The organism is Streptomyces antibioticus (assembly GCF_002019855.1).
Classification (GTDB): domain Bacteria; phylum Actinomycetota; class Actinomycetes; order Streptomycetales; family Streptomycetaceae; genus Streptomyces; species Streptomyces antibioticus_B.
The window spans coordinates 3872204-3890471 of sequence record NZ_CM007717.1 but is presented as its reverse complement, the minus strand read 5'-3'; the positions used below and the strand labels follow the sequence as shown (position 1 = coordinate 3890471).

16 protein-coding genes are annotated in these 18268 nt (G+C 72.6%); 12 read left to right on the top strand and 4 right to left on the bottom strand.

What is annotated here, in order from left to right; all coding sequences use genetic code 11:
* Positions 1-108: 108 nt before the first annotated feature.
* Positions 109-3108: an SARP-family global regulator AfsR gene (gene afsR / locus AFM16_RS17355; protein ID WP_030785093.1), complete on the bottom strand. Its 3000-nt coding sequence runs from the start codon at positions 3106-3108 to the stop codon at positions 109-111.
* A gap of 267 nt (positions 3109-3375) precedes the next feature.
* Here afsR and AFM16_RS17350 point away from each other — a divergent pair, with 267 nt between their 5' ends.
* The 6 genes from AFM16_RS17350 (at position 3376) to AFM16_RS17325 (ending at position 10770) form a co-directional block, all read left to right on the top strand.
* On the top strand, positions 3376-4632 hold the full coding sequence (locus tag AFM16_RS17350) for an amidohydrolase family protein (protein WP_078633857.1): 1257 nt from the start codon (positions 3376-3378) through the stop codon (positions 4630-4632).
* Positions 4629-5549: a TIGR03619 family F420-dependent LLM class oxidoreductase gene (locus AFM16_RS17345; protein ID WP_078636989.1), complete on the top strand. Its 921-nt coding sequence runs from the start codon at positions 4629-4631 to the stop codon at positions 5547-5549. The genes AFM16_RS17350 and AFM16_RS17345 overlap by 4 nt, the downstream gene beginning before the upstream one ends.
* 15 nt (positions 5550-5564) lie before the next feature.
* The gene (locus tag AFM16_RS17340; protein WP_078633856.1) at positions 5565-6335 is read left to right on the top strand and encodes an SDR family NAD(P)-dependent oxidoreductase; all 771 of its coding nucleotides are present in this window, start codon (positions 5565-5567) and stop codon (positions 6333-6335) included.
* Between the two features lie 107 nt (positions 6336-6442).
* On the top strand, positions 6443-7561 hold the full coding sequence (locus tag AFM16_RS17335; RefSeq protein WP_078633855.1) for an LLM class flavin-dependent oxidoreductase: 1119 nt from the start codon (positions 6443-6445) through the stop codon (positions 7559-7561).
* Between the two features lie 30 nt (positions 7562-7591).
* Positions 7592-9322 carry an N-acyl-D-amino-acid deacylase family protein gene (locus AFM16_RS17330; RefSeq protein ID WP_078633854.1) on the top strand — a complete coding sequence of 577 codons (1731 nt, stop codon included), beginning with the start codon at positions 7592-7594 and terminating at the stop codon, positions 9320-9322.
* On the top strand, positions 9319-10770 hold the full coding sequence (locus tag AFM16_RS17325; protein ID WP_078633853.1) for an aldehyde dehydrogenase family protein: 1452 nt from the start codon (positions 9319-9321) through the stop codon (positions 10768-10770). The genes AFM16_RS17330 and AFM16_RS17325 overlap by 4 nt, the downstream gene beginning before the upstream one ends.
* An 11-nt stretch (positions 10771-10781) precedes the next feature.
* Here AFM16_RS17325 and AFM16_RS17320 read toward each other — a convergent pair whose 3' ends face one another.
* On the bottom strand, positions 10782-11183 hold the full coding sequence (locus AFM16_RS17320; RefSeq protein ID WP_078633852.1) for a nitroreductase/quinone reductase family protein: 402 nt from the start codon (positions 11181-11183) through the stop codon (positions 10782-10784).
* Between the two features lie 80 nt (positions 11184-11263).
* Between AFM16_RS17320 and AFM16_RS17315 the strand changes: the two genes are divergently transcribed.
* From AFM16_RS17315 to AFM16_RS17290, 6 genes are all read left to right on the top strand, one after another.
* Entirely contained in the window at positions 11264-12091 is an 828-nt protein-coding gene (locus AFM16_RS17315; RefSeq protein WP_078633851.1) for an endonuclease/exonuclease/phosphatase family protein, read from the top strand.
* Between the two features lie 94 nt (positions 12092-12185).
* Entirely contained in the window at positions 12186-12560 is a 375-nt protein-coding gene (locus AFM16_RS17310) for a hypothetical protein (RefSeq protein ID WP_078633850.1), read from the top strand.
* Between the two features lie 97 nt (positions 12561-12657).
* Entirely contained in the window at positions 12658-14241 is a 1584-nt protein-coding gene (locus AFM16_RS17305; protein WP_030785070.1) for a cysteine peptidase family C39 domain-containing protein, read from the top strand.
* The gene (locus AFM16_RS17300) at positions 14228-14728 is read left to right on the top strand and encodes a protease inhibitor I42 family protein (protein ID WP_078633849.1); all 501 of its coding nucleotides are present in this window, start codon (positions 14228-14230) and stop codon (positions 14726-14728) included. Before AFM16_RS17305 ends, AFM16_RS17300 begins: the two co-directional genes overlap by 14 nt.
* A gap of 8 nt (positions 14729-14736) precedes the next feature.
* Positions 14737-15192, top strand: coding sequence for a hypothetical protein (locus tag AFM16_RS17295; protein ID WP_078633848.1), 456 nt, complete (start codon positions 14737-14739; stop codon positions 15190-15192).
* A 128-nt stretch (positions 15193-15320) separates the two neighbouring features.
* Positions 15321-16166, top strand: a complete 846-nt coding sequence (locus AFM16_RS17290) for an LLM class F420-dependent oxidoreductase (RefSeq protein ID WP_030785060.1) — start codon at positions 15321-15323, stop codon at positions 16164-16166.
* Between the two features lie 21 nt (positions 16167-16187).
* On the opposite strand, the gene AFM16_RS17285 is transcribed toward AFM16_RS17290, so the two are convergent.
* Positions 16188-16466, bottom strand: coding sequence for a hypothetical protein (locus AFM16_RS17285; RefSeq protein ID WP_030785057.1), 279 nt, complete (start codon positions 16464-16466; stop codon positions 16188-16190).
* The gene (locus tag AFM16_RS17280) at positions 16463-18109 is read right to left on the bottom strand and encodes an acyl-CoA carboxylase subunit beta (protein WP_078636988.1); all 1647 of its coding nucleotides are present in this window, start codon (positions 18107-18109) and stop codon (positions 16463-16465) included. The genes AFM16_RS17285 and AFM16_RS17280 overlap by 4 nt, the downstream gene beginning before the upstream one ends.
* Positions 18110-18268: the final 159 nt, after the last annotated feature.

The window sequence follows — 18268 nt, the reverse complement described above, 5'->3', positions numbered from 1 at the left end:
CGGGCTCCAGGTCGGACCATCTGCCCCCCGACGCGACGGGCCGACACAGAACAGCGTGCACGGTGGCGATAAACGAACGATGAACGCCCGTCCCCTCCCTGGTCGGCGCTACGCCGCCGGTGACGTCAACAGCGCCCGTACGTCGTCCACTTCCGAGGCGCCATTCTGCTCCAGCAGGCTCAGCGCCTCCTGCCAGCACGCCCTGGCGCGGTCGGCCTGGCCGAGGGCGGAGAGCGCCCGGCCGAGCAGCGTCAGGACGTTGCCCCGCATACGGTCGCCGCCGATCGAGCCGAGCGCCAGGGCCTGTTCGGCGTGCCGGGCCGCATGTGCGGGATGCCTGGCGGCCAAGTGGGCCTCGGCGATACGGAAGTTGGTCGCGCCCTCCCAGAGCCGCTGCCGGTGTTCGCCGAAGATTCCCAGCGCCTCGGAGAACTGCTCCAGCGCGTCACCGTGCCGGCCCGCCTTGGTGAGCGCGACGCCCACGGCGTAATGGCCGTTGGCGAGCCGCATGGTCCGGCCCATCTCCACGTACAGGGCAAGACCGCGCCGGGCGATCTCGACCGCCTCGGTCACGTTCCCGGCCCCCAACTGGGCACGGGAGAGGTTGGACAGGGCGGACGCCTCGCCCGGCTTGTTCCCGGCGGCGCGGAAGCCGTCGATGGCCTGGTCGAAGAACGCGTTGCCCTCCGCGTACCGGTGCTGGTGCAGACGGATCAGCCCGCGGTTGTTCGCCACCCAGCTCACCGCGGTGGAGTCCCCGGCGGCCGCGGCGAGTTCCATGGCCCGCCGTGCCTCGTCCTCCGCCTGCTGGATCCGCCCGGACACCAGAAGGACGTCGGTGAGCACCGTCCGGGCCCGCCCCTCGGCCCTGACGTCCCCGGTCGCCCGCGTCGCGACGCACATGGCCTCGGCCGTCGTCGCGTACTGCCGTGAGTTCGCGCCGGACTCCGTCAGGTCCTTCGCCGCCCACAGCAGGTCGACCGCCCGCCGCGTCCGGTCGGTTCCGGCCGCCTGCTGGACGCAGGCCAGGAGGGGGGCCGCCTCCGAGTACAGCCAGTCGAGAGCCGCCGCGCCGTCGGTGAACCGCAGCCCCGGATACTCGGTCGCCTCCAGATGGTCCACCAGCCGGTCCCCCGGCCGCTCGATCGCATACACCCCCGCCGCCGTCGCCAGATAGAAGTCCAGCAGGCGGGACAGGGCCGCCGTGCGTTCACCGGGAGGGCGTTCGTCGCGTTCGGCGCAGGCTCGGGCGTAGAGGCGGACCAGGTCGTGGAAGCGGTAGCGGCCGGGGGCCGCGGACTCCAGGAGGGAGGTGTCGACCAGGGACTCCAGCAGGTCCTCGGTGTCCTCCGGCGGCAGGTCGAGGACCGCCGCGGCCGCCGCGAGGGAGATGTCCGGGCCGTCCGCGAGGCCCAGCAGGCGGAACGCCCGCGCCTGGACCGGCTCCAACTGGCCGTAGCCCAGCTCGAAGGTGGCCTTCACCGCGAGGTCCCCGGCCTGGAGCTCGTCCAGCCGGCGCCGTTCGTCCGCGAGCTTCGCCGCCAGCACGGACACCGTCCAGGTCCGCCGGGCCGCCAGCCGCGACGCCGCGATCCTGATGGCCAGCGGCAGGAAACCGCAGGCCGCGACCACGTCCAGCGCCGCCTTCCGCTCCGAGCCCACCCGCTCCTCGCCGACGATCCTGGTGAACAGCGCGATCGCCTCGTCCGGCGACATCACGTCCAGGTCGACGAGATGCGCGCCCGCCAGCCCCACCATCCGCACCCGCGAGGTGACCAGCGCCGCACACCCCTCGGTGCCCGGCAGCAGCGGCCGTACCTGCGCCGCGTCACGGGCGTTGTCCAGCAGCACCAGGACCCGCCGCCCGTCCAGCACCGACCGGTACAGCGCCGCCCGGTCCTCCAGGGAGTCCGGGATCGCCGAGTCCGCGGTGCCGAGCGCCCGCAGGAAGGAACCGAGGACCGTCTCCGGGTCGGCCGCCCGCGCGCCCGCGCCCTGGAGATCGACGTACAACTGCCCGTCGGGGAAGGCCGGTCGGGCCCGGTGCGCCACATGCACGGCCAGCGTCGTCTTGCCGACCCCGCCGATCCCGGCCAGCGCCGACACCGCCATCACCCGGCCGCCGCCGTCGCCGCCGCGAGCACCGTCGCCGCCGGCCCCCGACGCCCCGGCCAGCACCTCGCTCAGCTCCCTCACGAACGCCGTCCGGCCGGTGAAGTCCGGCACGTTCGCCGGGAGTTGCGCAGGGCGCACCGGCGCCACCGCGGGCTGAGCCGCCGGGGCCGACGGTTCGGCCAGCTCCGGGTCGGCCTGGAGGATCCTGCGCTGCAACTCCCGCAGCCCCGCCCGCGGATCCACCCCCAGCTCCTCCGCGAGCAGCCGCCGGGTGTCGGCGTAGACCGCCAGCGCCTCCGCCTGCCGGCCGGCCCGGTACAGCGCCAGCATCAGCAGCTCCCGCAGCCGCTCGCGCAGCGGATACGCGGCCGTCAGCGCCGTCAGCTCGGAGACGGCCTCCGCGTGGCAGCCCTGCTCCAGGTCCATGTCCAGCCGGGATTCCAGCAGGCCGAGCCGCCACTCCTCCAGCCGTACCCGCTGGGCCTCCGCGTACGGGCCGGGTACGCCGGCCAGCGCCTCGCCGTCCCAGAGGGCGAGCGCGCGGTTCAACAGGTCCCGGGCCAGGGTCAGATCACCCGCGCCGCGCGCCTTCTCCGCCTGCCCTGACAACTCCTGAGCCACGGTCAGGTCGAGCGCTCCCTCGCCCAGCCCGCGTACCGCGTACCCGCCGGACTCGCTCACCAGGACACCCTGGTCCAGTACCTTCCGCAGCCGCGAGGCGTACGTCCGCACCGCCGCCAGCGCCTGCGACGGCGGGTCCTCGCCCCACAGCGCGTCGATCAGCTCGGCCGCCGTCGCCGTCCGGCCCTCGCGCAGCAACAGGGCGGCCAGCAGGGCGCGTTGCTGGGGGGAGCCGGTGGCGAGCGGCTCCTCGCCGCGCCGCGCGCGCACCGGTCCGAGCACGTCGAAGCGGAGCGCCGCCGGCTCCCCGGAGGGGCCGGGACGCCACTGCCTCGGCACACGCGGGCCGCCGTGTCCTCCACGGTCGTCCATCAGGCTCCCCTAACAAGCTTCTGCACTACTAGGTCAGTTTGCCCTCTCGGGGCGGAACCGTCAGCCTCCCGAGGTTCCGGACGCCGCCGCAGCGCACACGGTTCACACGCCCCTCACAAGCGGGCGCCCCACTTCGGCCCACCCCGGCCCACCCCGGTCCACTCCGGTCCACCCCGGCCCACCCCGGTCCACCTCGGCCCACCCCGGTCCACAGGTCGGCCCGCACGTTAGCTGACGATCCGTCAGATCAGCGCTACCGTGCCCACCATGGAGACCACAGCCGAATCGACGACCCAGACCCCCACCACCCCCCTCCCCGCGATCATCTCCGTCGACGACCACACCGTCGAACCCCCGACCGTCTGGCAGGACCGCCTGCCGAAGAAGTTCCTCGACACCGGCCCCCGGATCGTCCGCGCGCCGCTGAAGGAGATGACCTTCCTCGGCGGCCGGTTCAAGCCCGTCATGGGCGAGCCCGGCGACGAGGGCCCGGTCGGCGACTGGTGGGTCTACGAGGACCTGCACCGCCCCCTCACCCGGCTGGACACCGCCGTCGGCTTCGACCGCGACGAGATCAAGCTGGAGGTCATCACCTACGAGCAGATGCGCCCCGGCTCCTACGACGTCCCCTCCCGGCTCGCCGACATGGACGTCAACCACGTCCAGTCCGCCGTCTGCTTCCCCACCTTCCCCCGCTTCTGCGGGCAGACCTTCACCGAGGCCGCCGACCACGAGCTGGGCCTGCTCTGCGTGCGCGCCTACAACGACTGGATGGTGGAGGAGTGGTGCGGCCCCGAAGCGCGCGGCCGGCTGATCCCGCTCACCCTGATCCCCCTGTGGGACGCCGAGCTGGCCGCGGCGGAGGTGCGGCGCAACGCCGCCCGCGGGGTGCGGGCGGTCGCCTTCTCCGAGATACCCCCGCACCTCGGCCTGCCGTCCGTGCACACGGACTACTGGGACCCCTTCCTCGCGGCCTGCGCCGAGACCGGCACGGTCGTCGCCATGCACATCGGCTCCAGCAGCCGGATGCCGTCCACCTCCGCGGACGCCCCGCCCGCCGTCGGCTCCACCATCACCTTCGCCAACTGCTGCTTCTCGATGGTCGACTGGCTGATGAGCGGCAAGTTCGAACGCTTCCCCGACCTGAAGGTGATGTACGCCGAGGGTCAGATCGGGTGGATCCCCTACATCCTGGAGCGCGCCGACGTCGTCTGGGAGGAGAACCGCGGCTGGGGCGGCGTCGCCGACAAGGTCCACCGCCCGCCGTCGGAGACCTTCACCGACCACGTCTACGGCTGTTTCTTCGACGACGCCTTCGGGCTCAGGAACCTGGACGCGATCGGCGTCGGCAACGTCCTGTACGAGACCGACTACCCGCACTCCGACTCCACCTGGCCGAAGTCCCGCGAGGTCGGCGAGGCCCAGATGGGGCACCTGGACCCGGACGTGGTCGAGCGGATCGTCCGCGGCAACGCCATCGAACTGCTCGGACTCACTTCCGACGGCCTGTGGAGCCCGCGGTGAGCCTCGCGCACGGCATCCAGCTCCCCGTCCAGTCGCAGTCCACGATCTACACCGAGCCCTGGGAGGCCGACGCGGGCGCGGCCGAGCTGGTGGCGGTCGCGCGGGCCGCCGACCGGGCCGGGTTCGCGTACATCGCCGTCTGCGACCACGTGGCGATCCCGCGCCGGCTCGCGGGCGCGATGAGCACGGTCTGGTACGACCCCGTGGCCACCCTCGCCCACCTGGCGGCCGTGACCGAGCGCGTCCGGCTGCTGGCCCATGTCGCCGTCGTCGGCCTGCGCCACCCCCTTCTCACCGCCAAGCAGTACGCCACCCTCGACCATCTCAGCGGCGGCCGGCTGATCCTCGGGGTCGGCGCCGGGCACGTCAGGGAAGAGTTCGAGGTCCTCGGGGTCGACTTCGAGCGGCGGGGCGCCGTCCTGGACGAGACGATCGACGCGCTGCGGGCCGCGCTGGGACCGGAGGAGTTCCCGGCCCACCACGGGAAACGGTTCGACTTCGAGGGGCTCGGGCAGCGCCCCCGACCCGCCCAGGAGCACGTCCCGCTGTGGGTCGGCGGCTCCTCGCCCGCGGCCGTGCGCCGGGCCGCGCTCAAGGGCGACGGCTGGCTGCCCCAGGGCGACCCCAGGGACCGGCTGCCCGCGCAGATCGAGCGGATCCGGCGGCTGCGCGAGGACGCCGGTATCACCCGCCCCTTCACCGTCGGCGCCCTCACCGAGCCGCTGTACGTCGGCACCCCCGGCTGGGACGTCGGCCGCCGCACCCTCACCGGGTCCGCGCAGGCCCTCGCCGAGTCCCTGCGCGCCTACGCCGCGATGGGCGTCGACCAGATCCAGGTCCGCTTCCGCAGCCGCGACCTGGCCGAACTCACCGACCAGATAGCCGCGTTCGGCACCGAAGTCGCCCCGCACCTCTGACCGAAGGAGCACGGCATGGGCAAGCTAGACGGACGGGTCGTCCTCGTCACCGGCGCCGCGCGCGGCCAGGGCGAGCAGGAGGCGCGGCTGTTCCGCGAGGAGGGTGCCGAGGTCGTCGTAGCGGACGTCCTCGACGCCCCCGGCGCGGCCCTCGCCGAGGAGATCGGCGCGCTCTACGTCCATCTCGACGTCGGCCGCGAGGAACAGTGGACCGCCGCCGTACGGGCCGCCAAGGAGGCGTACGGTCGTCTCGACGGGCTCGTCAACAACGCGGGCATCCTGCGCTTCAACGCCCTCGTCGACACGCCCCTCGACGAGTTCCTCCAGGTCGTCCAGGTCAACCAGGTCGGCTGCTTCCTGGGGATCAGGACCGTCGCGCCGGAACTGACCGACGGCGGCACGATCGTGAACACCGCCTCCTACACCGGTCTGACCGGGATGGCGGCCGTGGGCGCGTACGCGGCCAGCAAGCACGCCGTGCTCGGGCTCACCCGGGTCGCCGCGCTGGAGCTGGCGCCCCGCAGGATCCGGGTCAACGCGGTCTGCCCCGGGGCCATCGACACCGCGATGTCCAACCCGTCGCTGCTCGACCCGGACGCCGACCCGGAGGAGACGAGCCGGGCGCTGGACGGGCTCTACCGCAAGCTGGTGCCGCTCGGCCGGATCGGCAGGCCGCGGGAGGTGGCGCGGCTGGCGCTCTTCCTCACCTCGGACGACTCCTCGTACATCACCGGTCAGCCGTTCGTGATCGACGGGGGCTGGCTGGCGGGCGTCTCCGTCATCTGACGAGCCGTCAGCTATTGACCGCTGAGGTGTTCTGACGGATCGTCAGGTAATCGCAGCGGCACCTCACTGCATTCGACCCCATCCAGGACCTGGGACGGTGAACCTCCGTGGAGTTCGGGCTCTTTGTACAGGGATACGTGGGCAAGCGCGCCGAGACCGATCCGCTCGCCGAGCACAAGGCGCTGATGGAGGAGACCGAGTACGTCATCGAGGCGGACCGCTCGGGCTTCAAGTACGCGTGGGCCTCCGAGCACCACTTCCTGGAGGAGTACTCCCACCTCTCCGCCAACGACGTGTTCCTCGGCTATCTGGCGCACGCCACCGAGCGCATCCACCTCGGCTCCGGCATCTTCAACCCGCTCGCCCAGGTCAACCACCCGGTGAAGGTGGCCGAGAAGGTCGCCATGCTCGACCATCTCAGCGGCAACCGCTTCGAGTTCGGCAGCGGACGCGGCGCCGGCTCGCACGAGATCCTCGGCTTCCTCCCCGGCATCACCGACATGAACCACACCAAGGAGATCTGGGAGGAGACGATCGCCGAGTTCCCCAAGATGTGGACGCAGGACGAGTACGTCGGCTTCCAGGGCAAACACTGGCAGCTCCCGCCGCGCAAGATCCTGCCCAAGCCGTACGGGAAGTCCCACCCGGCGATGTGGTACGCGGCCGGGTCGCCGCCGTCGTACGCGATGGCCGCGCGCAAGGGGCTCGGCGTGCTGGGCTTCAGCATCCAGAAGGTCGCAGACATGGAATGGGTGCTGGAGCAGTACAAGACGGCGATCGTGGACGCCGAGCCGATCGGCGACTTCGTCAACGACAACGTGATGGTGACGACGACCGCGATCTGCGCGCCGACCCACGACGAGGCCATCCGGATCGCCGTGAACGGCGGGCTGCACTATCTGCCGTCGCTCGTCTTCCGCTACCACGACACCTTCCCGCGCCCCGAGGGCTTCCCGGTGTGGCCCGACACCCTCCCCGAGTACACCCCCGAGTTCGTCGAACTCCTCGTGGAAGAGGAGCTGTTGATCTGCGGGGATCCGGACGAGGTGCTGCGCCAGTGCAAGCGCTGGGAGCAGGCCGGCGCCGACCAGCTCTCCTTCGGACTGCCGGTGGGCGTGCCGAAGGAGGAGACGCTCCAGACGATCCGGCTGATCGGGGAGCACGTGATCCCGAAGATCGACACGGACCCCGTCCACCGGACGACCCGGTTCCGGCAGGCCGTCTGAGCGCCGAGGAGCCGAAGGAGGCAGCCAGCCATGCTCGATCATGTCATCAAGGGCGCCACCGTCGTGGACGGGACCGGCGCGCCCGCCCGGGTCGCCGACGTCGGGATCCGGGACGGCCGGATCGCCGTCGTCGGCGAGGTCACCGAGGAGTCCCGGACCTCCGAGGACGCCGGCGGGCTCGTCCTCGCCCCCGGCTTCGTGGACCCGCACACCCACTACGACGCCCAGCTCTTCTGGGACCCCTACGCCACCCCGTCCCTGAACCACGGGGTGACCACCGTCGCCGCCGGGAACTGCGGCTTCACCCTCGCGCCGCTCAACCCGGACCGTCCCGAGGACGCCGACTACACCCGCCGCATGATGTCCAAGGTGGAGGGCATGTCCCTGGTCGCCCTGGAGGAGGGGGCGCCCTGGACCTGGAGCACGTTCGGGGAGTATCTGGACGCGCTCGAAGGGCGGATCGCCGTCAACGCCGGTTTCATGGTGGGACATTGCGCGCTGCGACGGCACGTGATGGGTCCGGACGCGATCGGCGGGCAGCCGAGCGCCGGGCAACTCTCCTCGATCGTCCGGCTGTTGCACGAGGCGATGGACGCGGGCGCCTGGGGTTTCTCCACCACCCAGTCCTCCACCCACTCCGACGGCGACGGCCGTCCCGTCGCCTCCCGGCACGCCCGCCCCGAGGAACTCCTCGCCATGTCCCGGGCGGTCGGTGAGCACGAGGGCACCCAGATCGAGGCGATCGTCGCGGGCTGCCTGGACCAGTTCAGCGACGCCGAGATCGATCTGTTCGTGGAGATGAGCGCGGCCGCCGGACGCCCCCTGAACTGGAACGTCCTCACCGTCGACGCGGCCGTCCCGCAGCGGGTGCCGCGCCAGCTCCACGCGAGCGAGCGGGCCCGGAAGGCGGGCGGCCGGGTCGTCGCCCTGACCATGCCGATCCTCACGCCGATGAACATGTCCCTGGGCACGTTCTGCGCGCTGAACCTCATCCCGGGCTGGGGACCGGTCCTCGGCCTGCCCGTCCCCGAGCGCATCGCCCGCCTGCGCGAACCCGCCGTCCGCGCCGAGATGCTGCGCCACGCCGCCTCGAAGGAGGCCGGGGTGTTCCGGCGGCTGACCGACTTCGGGCGGTACGTCATCGGCGACACCTACAGCGCCGCCAACGACGGCCTCACCGGCCGGGTCGTCCGCGACATCGCCGCCGAACGCGGCCTGGACCCCTTCGCCTGCCTGGTCGAGATCTGCGCCGCCGACGACCTGCGCACGGTGCTGTGGCCCATGCCGACCGACAACGACCCCGCGTCCTGGGCGCTGCGCGCGGAGACCTGGCAGCACGAGGACGTCCTGCTGGGCGGCTCCGACGCCGGGGCCCATCTGGACCGGATGTGCGGGGCGCCGTACACCACCCGGTTCCTCGGGGACTGTCTGCGCGGGCGGAGACTGGTCGGGCTCGAACAGGCGGTGAAGATGCTCACCGACGATCCGGCCCAGCTCTTCGGGCTGCGCGGACGCGGCCGTATCCAGGAGGGCTTCCACGCCGACCTCGTCCTCTTCGACCCCGAGCGGATCGACGCGGACAAGGCGACCCTCGTGCACGATCTGCCGGGCGACAGCCCCCGCCTGGACTCCCGGGCGCTCGGCGTGCGCGCGGTCTGGGTCAACGGGGTGGCCGCGATCCGCGACGACGTGGTCACCGGCGCGGTACCGGGCCGCGTCCTGCGCTCCGGCCGGGACACCAGGACCGTGAGCACCCGGTGAGCGGCGGGCAGCGGCTGTTCGTCGGGGGCGCCTGGACCGAGCCGGACGGCGGGTACTACGAGGTCACCGACCCGGCGACCGAGGAGTGCGTCGGCCTGGCACCGGAAGCCTCGCCGGACCAGGTGCGGGACGCCTGCGCCGCGGCCCGGGAGGCGTTCGGGCCGTGGTCGCGCACCCCGCCGGAGGAGCGCGCGGCGGTGCTCGGCCGGGCGGCGGAAGTGATCCGCGCCCATGCGGAGCCGTACACCACCCTCGCCCGCGCCGAGACGGGGGCGACGACCGGGACCGCGCGCGGCATGCAGGTCGGCGTGGCCGCGGCCCGCTTCCGCCGGTACGCACGCGTGGAACCGGCGGAGTGGGCGATCCCGCCGCAAGTGAATGAAGCCGGGCCGATGGGGCGGGCGGCCGTCATGGGCGCGCTGGCCGTCCGCCAGCCGGTCGGTGTCGTCACCTGCGTGACTTCCTACAACAACCCCTGGGCGAACGCGGCGGGCAAGGTGGCCCCGGCCCTCGCGATGGGCAACACGGTGGTGGTGAAACCGGCCCCGCAGGACCCCTTGTCCGTCTACCGCATGGCCGAGGCCCTCGAATCGGCCGGCGCCCCGCCCGGCGTGGTGAACGTCGTCTCCGGGCGCTCGGTGGCGGTCGGTGAGGCGGCGGTGGACTCCCCGGACGTCGACATGGTGAGCTTCACCGGCTCGACCGCCGTGGGCCGGCGCATCGCCGAGGCGTGCGGCCGCGACATGAAACGCCAGCTCATGGAACTGGGCGGCAAGGGCGCGGCACTCGTCTTCGACGACGCGGACGTACCGTCGGCGGTGGCGGGCATCGGCACGACGTTCTCCTTCTACAGCGGCCAGATCTGCACGGCGCCGACGCGGGTACTGGCGCAGAGGGGGGTGTACGACCGTCTGGTGACCCAACTGGCTGCTTACGCGGGCCGTTTGAAGGTCGGTGACCCCAGCGACCGCACCACGGCCGTGGGCCCGGTGATCTCGTCCCCCCACCGCGACCGGGTGGAGTCGTACGTCGAACTGGGCCGCAAGGAGGGAGCGGTGGTCGTGACGGGCGGCGAACGCCCGCCCCTGGACCGGGGCTTCTACATCTCCCCCACCCTCCTGGCCGACTGCACCAACGACATGCGGGTCGCGAGGGAGGAGATCTTCGGCCCGGTGGTGACGGTCGTCCCCTTCGACGACGAGGAGGAGGGCATCGCCCTCGCCAACGACAGCGACTACGGCCTGATCGACTACGTCTGGTCGACGGACGTCGCCCGCGCCTTCCGCGTAGCCCGCCGCCTCCGCGCCGGCGGCGTCGGCGTCAACACGGTCGCCCGCAACATGGAGGCCCCCTTCGGCGGCTTCAAGAAGAGCGGAGTGGGCCGCGACGTCGGCTCCTACGCCCTGCACGCGTACAGCGAGATCCAGTCGATCGTCTGGCCGGGCTGAGAGCCGCTCCCTCAGCCCCGGTCCAGATCCACCCGGACCGTCAGCAGGTTCGTGCCCAGGGCGCGGACGCCCGTGCTGTTGAAGCGGGGGAGGGTGCGCAGGCGGGCCACCGGGTCGTCGTCGGGGAGGGGGTGGGCCGTGCCCGTGTACCAGCGGCCGCGGATCCGGACCCGGACGCGGGGGTCGGCCAGGATGTTGCGCACGTACTGCGAACGCTCCCCGAACTCCGACACCAGCCAGAACGAGTCCCCGACCCGACGCCCGCCCAACGGCGTCCGCCGAGGCTGGCCCGAGACCCGGCCGGTGGTCTCCAGCACGGTGTGGAACGGCAGTCTGCGCAGAACCGGGTTGGCGACATACCGCTGAAAACCGGTCGTCGCACGGAAACGGAGATCACTGCTCGGCCGGGACATGGTCCTTCGCACTCCTTCACGCGAGGTGCTGTTGCTTCAATGGTCCCCGACACCGGTGGGGCGACGGCGGGTGGTGGGGCATGCGTGTGGTGACCTGGAATCTGTGGTGGCGGTTCGGGCCCTGGGAGGCTCGGCAGAAGGCGATTCTCACCGTGTTGCGGGAGTTGCGGCCGGACGTGGTGGGGTTGCAGGAGGTGTGGGCCGCCGGGGGTGAGAATCTCGCCGGGTGGCTCGCCGACGATTTGGGGTTGTACTGGGCCTGGGCGCCCTCGCCCGCGTCCGAGCGGTGGCGGCGGCGGCTTCCGGAGGGGGAGGAAGGGGGCGTCGACATCGGCAATGCCGTCCTCAGCCGGTGGCCCATCACCGCGCAGGACACCCTGCTGCTGCCCGCCCCCGACGACCTCGCCGACGGCCGCCTCGCGCTCCACGCCCGGCTGGCCGCCCCGGCGTACGAGGTGCCGTTCTTCACCACCCACCTCACCTCCGCACCCGGCGCCTCGGCCGTTCGGCAGGAGCAAGTCACCGCGCTCGCGCGGTTCGTGGAGCGACACAAGCACGGCACCCCGTTCCCGGCCGTCGTCACCGGTGACTTCAACGCCTGGCCCGACTCCGACGAGATACGTCTCTTCGGCGGGTACAAGGCTCCTTCCGCCGTGCCCGGTCAAGTCCTTCTCGATGCCTGGGAGTATGCCGAGCCGGGTGCGCCAGGCGTGACCTGGTCGCCCGAGAATCCCTATGCCGCGCGGCTGTTGGAGCCTCCCGTGCGGATCGACTACATCCACGTGGGGCCGCCCGGTCCCGTCGGCGAGGGGCATGTGCGGGCCGTACGGCGGGCCGGGCACGGGCCCGTGGACGGCATTTGGCCCTCCGACCATGCCGCGGTGGTCGCCGACCTCGCGATGCCGTGAACCGCTCACACCTCGTCCACGGCTTCCACACGAGGCCGTGTTAGCCTCCCCGCGGTCGCGAGCGGCGGCGGCGAGACAGTACGGGGGAAAGTCGATGGCCTCTTCGGACGGCTACCAGATCAAGAAGTCCGGCATGACCGGCCAGGCCAAGGAACTCGACGGCGCGGGCGACGACATGGGCAAGGTCCGCGCGGCCGTGGCCCCCTCGCTCTGCTACGCCGCGGACACCCTCGGCGGCACCGACGCCGCGACGGCCGTCAACGCGTTCATCGCCGCCTGGGAGGCGGAGGCCCGCACCCTGGAGTCGGCCCTGCACGAACTCGCCGACAAGGTCCACCTCGCCAAGGGCGCCTACACCGGCAGCGACGGCCTGGTGGAGACCGGCGTCAGCGGAATCGCCGTGAGCGAGGGGCAGTTGAGCGCCATGCCGGCGCCTGCCGAGCGCTCCTCCGTCCTGTCGAGCTATTGAGCAGCCACCCCCGACACCCCAGTACCAGCACCAGCACCAGTACACCGACACCGCGAGACGACAGAGCAATGCAGGACAGGACGGGGCGGACCACGCGATGACAGGCTCCCTGCGACCCGCCGACTCCCCGACGGGCCGGCGCGCCTGGCTGGCCGGGCTGTGCGAGAAGATCCCCGGGGCCGGCAGCAAGAACGACCTGCTGGACATGATCGACAGCGCGCTCTCCGTGGCCGCCCCCAAGGGCGACCCGGGCACCATCGAGACGCTGGGCAAGCGCTACCGCGACCAGATCGACGAGGTCGGCCGGGTCTACGACCGGGTGGACCGGGTGGCCCGCAAGGGGCTGCCCGAGGTCTGGGTCGGCGACACCAGCGTGCTCGCCTCCGAGGTGGTGTCCGCCGCCAACCGCGCCGTCCTCCAGATGGGCGAGGCGTTCGGCGGCGGCGCCGTGGTGCTGCTCACCCTCGCCGACGCGCTCACCGTCGCGCAGAAGCAGGACACCGAGGGCCGCGGCAAGCTGGGGCAGGCCAGGAGCAGCCTCGGCGGCCGGGACGGCTTCTTCGACGACTGGCACGAGGACGACGGCGAGGAGGCCGCGCGGCTCGCCGCTCGCTCCGTCGCCTCCGACGGCATCGAGCTGATGCACAAGGCCGCCGTCACGGCCGAGGACGCCGTCCGGGTCGCCGTCCGCGACCTCAACAAGTGGGCGGCCGAGGCCCGTGCCGGGAAGATGAAGACCGGCGAACTGACCGCCGTCGACAAGCTGATGCTCGCCGACACCGGCGCCGCCAACACCCCCACCGAGCTGAACGAGATCCTCAGCGCGAGCGATCTGGAACGCGCGGGACAGCGCATGGACCGGCTCAGCGGCGCCGACGAGGCGGCCATGGAACGCATGCTGACGCAGGCGGGCAGCCCCGAGGAACGGGCCTATCTGATGAAGGCGCTGGCCGCCGGCCACAGCGTCAAGGAGATCGAGGAGTTCCAGGGCAAGATCGCGGGCAAGGACCCCGAGTGGCTGCGCCGGCATCTGACCCCGGTGGTCACCGCCGAGGACAGCATGGACGACGAGGGCCTCGCCCAGGACGGCTCCAACAACAACAAGGACTCCGTCCTCTTCCACAACCAGCTCTGGATCCAGGGCGGCGACGGCTCCGAGGGCACCTGCGTGGCCTCCTCCACCGTCAGCGCCCGCGCCATGCTCGACCCGCTCTACGCCCTCGACCTCACCGGCGGCCCCAGCGGCCAGGAGGACGACCCCGCCGCCTTCAAGCAGCGCCTGGTGGCCGAACAGCACCGGCTGCACACCGAGGGCGAGGGCGGCGACAACTGGACCGGCATGGGCCAGGAGGGCCAGGAACGCATCGCCGACTCCACCCTCGGCAGCGCCACCGGCGACGACTACCGGCGCCACGACCTCGACAGCGCCGACGACCGCAGGGCGATCCTGGACGACGTCGAGAAGGCGGTCGCCGAGGGCAAGCCGGTCCCGGTCGACGTCTCCGGCGACACCGGCGCCCACGCGATGATGATCATCGGTCAGGACGGCGACAAGCTCCAGATCTACAACCCCTGGGGCACGACCACATGGGTCAGCGAGGACGACTTCATCAACGGCAACATGGGCAAGGCTTCGAACAGTGAACTCAGCAACGCGTACCAGGTCTATGTCCCGCAGTAGGACGCGCAGTTGGGCGTGCAGGAGGGCACGCGGCAGGGCGCGCGGCACGGCGTTCGCGGCGGCCGCGCTGCTGGCGCTCGCGGCCCCGGCGATGACCGGGTGCGGATCCGGCGACGACGCGCCCACCAGCCACCCCGTGGACGACACGACCGTCACCGCGAGCGTCGGCGAGCGCTTCACGCTCACCGTGGCCGACAACGCCTCCACCCGCTCCCACTGGTACCTGGTGGACCCGAAGCCGGACGGCGCGGTGGTGCGGGAGCGCGGCCGTGAGACGGCGTCGGACGACGACGCGGCCCCCGGCTCCAGTACCGACGTCACCTTCACCTTCGAGGCGACCGGCGCGGGCAGCACCGAGATCGTGCTCCTGCACTGCACGTTCTCCAGCACCTGCGACACCGGCGAGGGCACCCCGGCCCCCGCCCCGACGGGCGGCGCCACCCCCGCCGAACCAGAGCGGGTCACCTACAAGGTCACCGTCGAATGAGGCCCACGATGGAACACCCCGAGCAGCCCGCGCACACGGAGCACCCCGAGCACACCGAGGACGACCTCGCCGGCCTCGACATCACCGCCCTCCTGCGCTACGGCCTCACCGCCGCCCCCGGCCCGCTGCGCACCGCCCTCTTCGGCGACGGCGCGGTGGGCGCGGCCGTCCTCCTCGACCGGCTGGGCACCGAGCCCCGTTCGGTCGCCTACCTGGCGGAGGTGGTCCGCGCGGGTGGTGTCCGCGCCGCCGCGGACCTCCCCGAGCCCCTGCCCCGCCCCGAGGCGGCGGCCCTGGTCCGCGACTGGCTGGAAGCAGCCGCCTCCGCCCCTCAAGGCCCGGCCCCTCAAGACCCGGCCCCTCAAGGCCCGTCGACCCAGGACCCGGCCACCGACGACACGGCGGCCCGCTGGCTGCACGCGGTCGCCACGATCATCGAGGTACGGCGCCGGACCCGCCGCTGAGGGAGCACTGGGCCGACCGGTCGGTATGGACAGTGGGCGTCTCTCCCGGTACAGATGAGGGCGGCACCCCGGGAAGCCAGCAGGAAGCCATCAGGAAGCCACGGTCCCGCGACGAAAGGCCGCCCCCCATGCGCATCGCCGTCACCATCTTCCTCACCGACGAGACGATCACCCCCGTCCGCCTCGCCCGTGAGCTGGAGCAGCGCGGGTTCGCCGGGCTCTACCTCCCCGAGCACACGCACATCCCGGTCGAGCGGACCACCCCGTACCCGGCGGGCGGTGAACTGCCGCCCGAGTACGGCCGTACCCTCGACCCGTTCGTGGCGCTCGGTCAGGCCGCCGCCGTCACCGAGACGCTGGGCCTGGGCACCGGCATCACGCTCGTCGCCCAGCACGACCCGATCGACCTGGCCAAGCAGATCGCCACCCTGGACCATCTCTCCGGCGGCCGTTTCACCCTCGGCCTCGGCTACGGCTGGAACGTGGAGGAGGCCGCCGACCACGGCGTCGACTGGCCCACCCGGCGCGAGCTGGTCCGCGACCGGATGGGGCTGATGCGCGCCCTGTGGAGCGAGGAACCCACCGCCTACGACGCGCCGTACGCGAGCGTGCGGGCCAGCCACGCCCACCCCAAGCCGGCGCAGAAGCCGCGCGGCCCGGTCGTCGGCCCGCGCACCCTGATCGGCGGGGCGGCCGGGCCCAAGCTGTTCACCCACATCTGCGAGTACGCCGACGGCTGGCTGCCGATCGGCGGGCGCGGCCTGTCGGAGACCGTGCCGGCGCTGCGCTCGGCGTGGGCCGACGCCGGCCGCGACCCGTCCGCGCTCCAGATCGTGCCGTACGCCGTCCTGCCGTCCGCGGGCAAGCTCGCCCACTACGCGGACCTCGGCATCGAGGAGGTCGTCCTCCAGCTCCCGCCGGCCGGCGAGAGCGAGGTGCTGCGGGTCCTCGACGACCTGGCCCCCTTCGTGTGACGCCCGGTCCGGCGGCGGGCCTCAGCCGTGGGGCGAGTCCCGCCAGCGCGGTCCGGGGGCGGCCGTCCAGGCGGAGGCCGCCCGCGTGAACAGGCGGTCCGCGTCCGGCCACACCGCCCTCGAAGGGCCCTGCGCGGCGGTGCGGCCGGAGCCTGCCCCGACGGCCCCGGCCGTGCGCAGGGCGGTGAGGACCGCCAGGACGGCGGCCAGTTCGTCGGGGCCGGGCGCGCCCCGCACGACACGCACCACGGCACCGGCACCGGCACGGGCATCGGCACCGGGGTCCCAGGCCGCGCTCACTGCGGCTGGTTCCCGTGCTTGCGGCTCGGCAGCGACGCGTGTTTCGCGCGGAGCATGGCGAGCGCGTCGATCAGCCGGGCCCGGGTCTCGGACGGGTCGATGACGCTGTCCACGAGCCCCCGTTCGGCCGCGTAGTAGGGGTGCATCAGCTCCGTGCGGTACTCCTTGACGAGCCGGGCGCGGGTGGCCTCGGGGTCCGTGGCCGCCGCGATCTCCCGCCGGAAGATCACCCCCGCCGCGCCCTCCGCCCCCATCACCGCGATCTCGTTGTGCGGCCAGGCCAGCGACACGTCCGTCCCGATGGAACGGGAGTCCATGACGATGTACGCGCCGCCGTACGCCTTGCGCAGGATCACCTGGACCCGCGGCACGGTGGCGTTGCAGTAGGCGTACAGCAGTTTGGCGCCGTGCCGGATGATGCCGCCGTGCTCCTGGTCCACGCCGGGCAGGAAACCGGGCACGTCGACCAGGGTCACCAGCGGGATGTTGAAGGCGTCGCAGGTCTGCACGAACCGCGCCGCCTTGTCCGAGGCGTCGATGTCCAGCACCCCGGCCGACACCGAGGGCTGGTTGGCGACGATCCCGACGACCCGGCCGTCGAGCCGGGCCAGGGCGCACACGATGTTGGCGGCCCAGTGCTCCTGCACCTCGAAGACGTCCCCGTCGTCGACGACCTCAGCGATCACCGCCCGCATGTCGTACGAGCGGGCCGGGTCCGCGGGCACCAGATCGAGCAGGGCGTCGGTGCGGCGGTCCGCCGGATCGGTGCCCGCCTCGGCCGGCGGGAGTTCGCGGTTGTTGGCGGGCAGCATCGACAGCAGATGCCGTACGTCCTCCAGGCAGGACACCTCGTCGTCGTACGCGAAGTGCGCCACGCCCGACAGCGTGGCGTGGGTGTCCGCCCCGCCCAGGCGCTCGTGCGAGACGACCTCGCCGGTCACCGCCTGCACCACGTCGGGGCCGGTGACGAACATCTGCGCGGTGCCGCGGACCATGAACACGAAGTCGGTCAGCGCGGGCGAGTAGGCCGCCCCGCCGGCGCACGGTCCCAGGATCACGCTGATCTGCGGGATGACGCCGGAGTTGCGGACGTTGCGGGTGAAGATGCCGCCGTAGCCGGCCAGGGCCGTGACGCCCTCCTGGATGCGGGCGCCCGCGCCGTCGCACAGCCCGACCAGCGGGGCTCCGGCGGACTCCGCGAGATCCATCAGCTTGTGGATCTTCTCCGCGTGGGCCTCGCCGAGTGCCCCGCCGAAGACCCGGAAGTCATGGGCGTAGGCGAAGACGGTACGGCCGTGCACCCGGCCCCAGCCGGTGACGACGCCGTCGGTGTGCGGGCGGCGGTGCTCCAGGCCGAAGCCGGTCGCGCGGTGCCGGCGCAGTTCCTCGGTCTCGGTGAACGTTCCCCCGTCGAAGAGGAGGGCGAGCCGTTCCCGTACGGTCAGTTTGCCCTTCGCGTGCTGGGCCTCGGTCGCCCGCTCGCTGGGGCCCCGCCGCACCTTCTCGCGCAGATCGGCGAGTTCGGCGACACGGTCGGCGGGCCGGTCGGTGACATGGTCGGTGGGGCTGGTGGTCGGGCTGGTGGTCGGGCGACTGTCCTGGGCGTTCCTGACGCCCGCCGGCGATTCGTCGACAACGCTCATGCCGGGCAGCGTGCGCCCGGACACTCAAGAGGGGCTCGACACCGCCTCCACCCGCGGATGGAGAACGGCTCCAACCGGCCGCGCCAGCCTTGCGGCATGTCATCTGGTCGTGAATCTGGTCGTGAGAGTCGTCAGGAGGGCCAACAGCGGTCCGTCGTC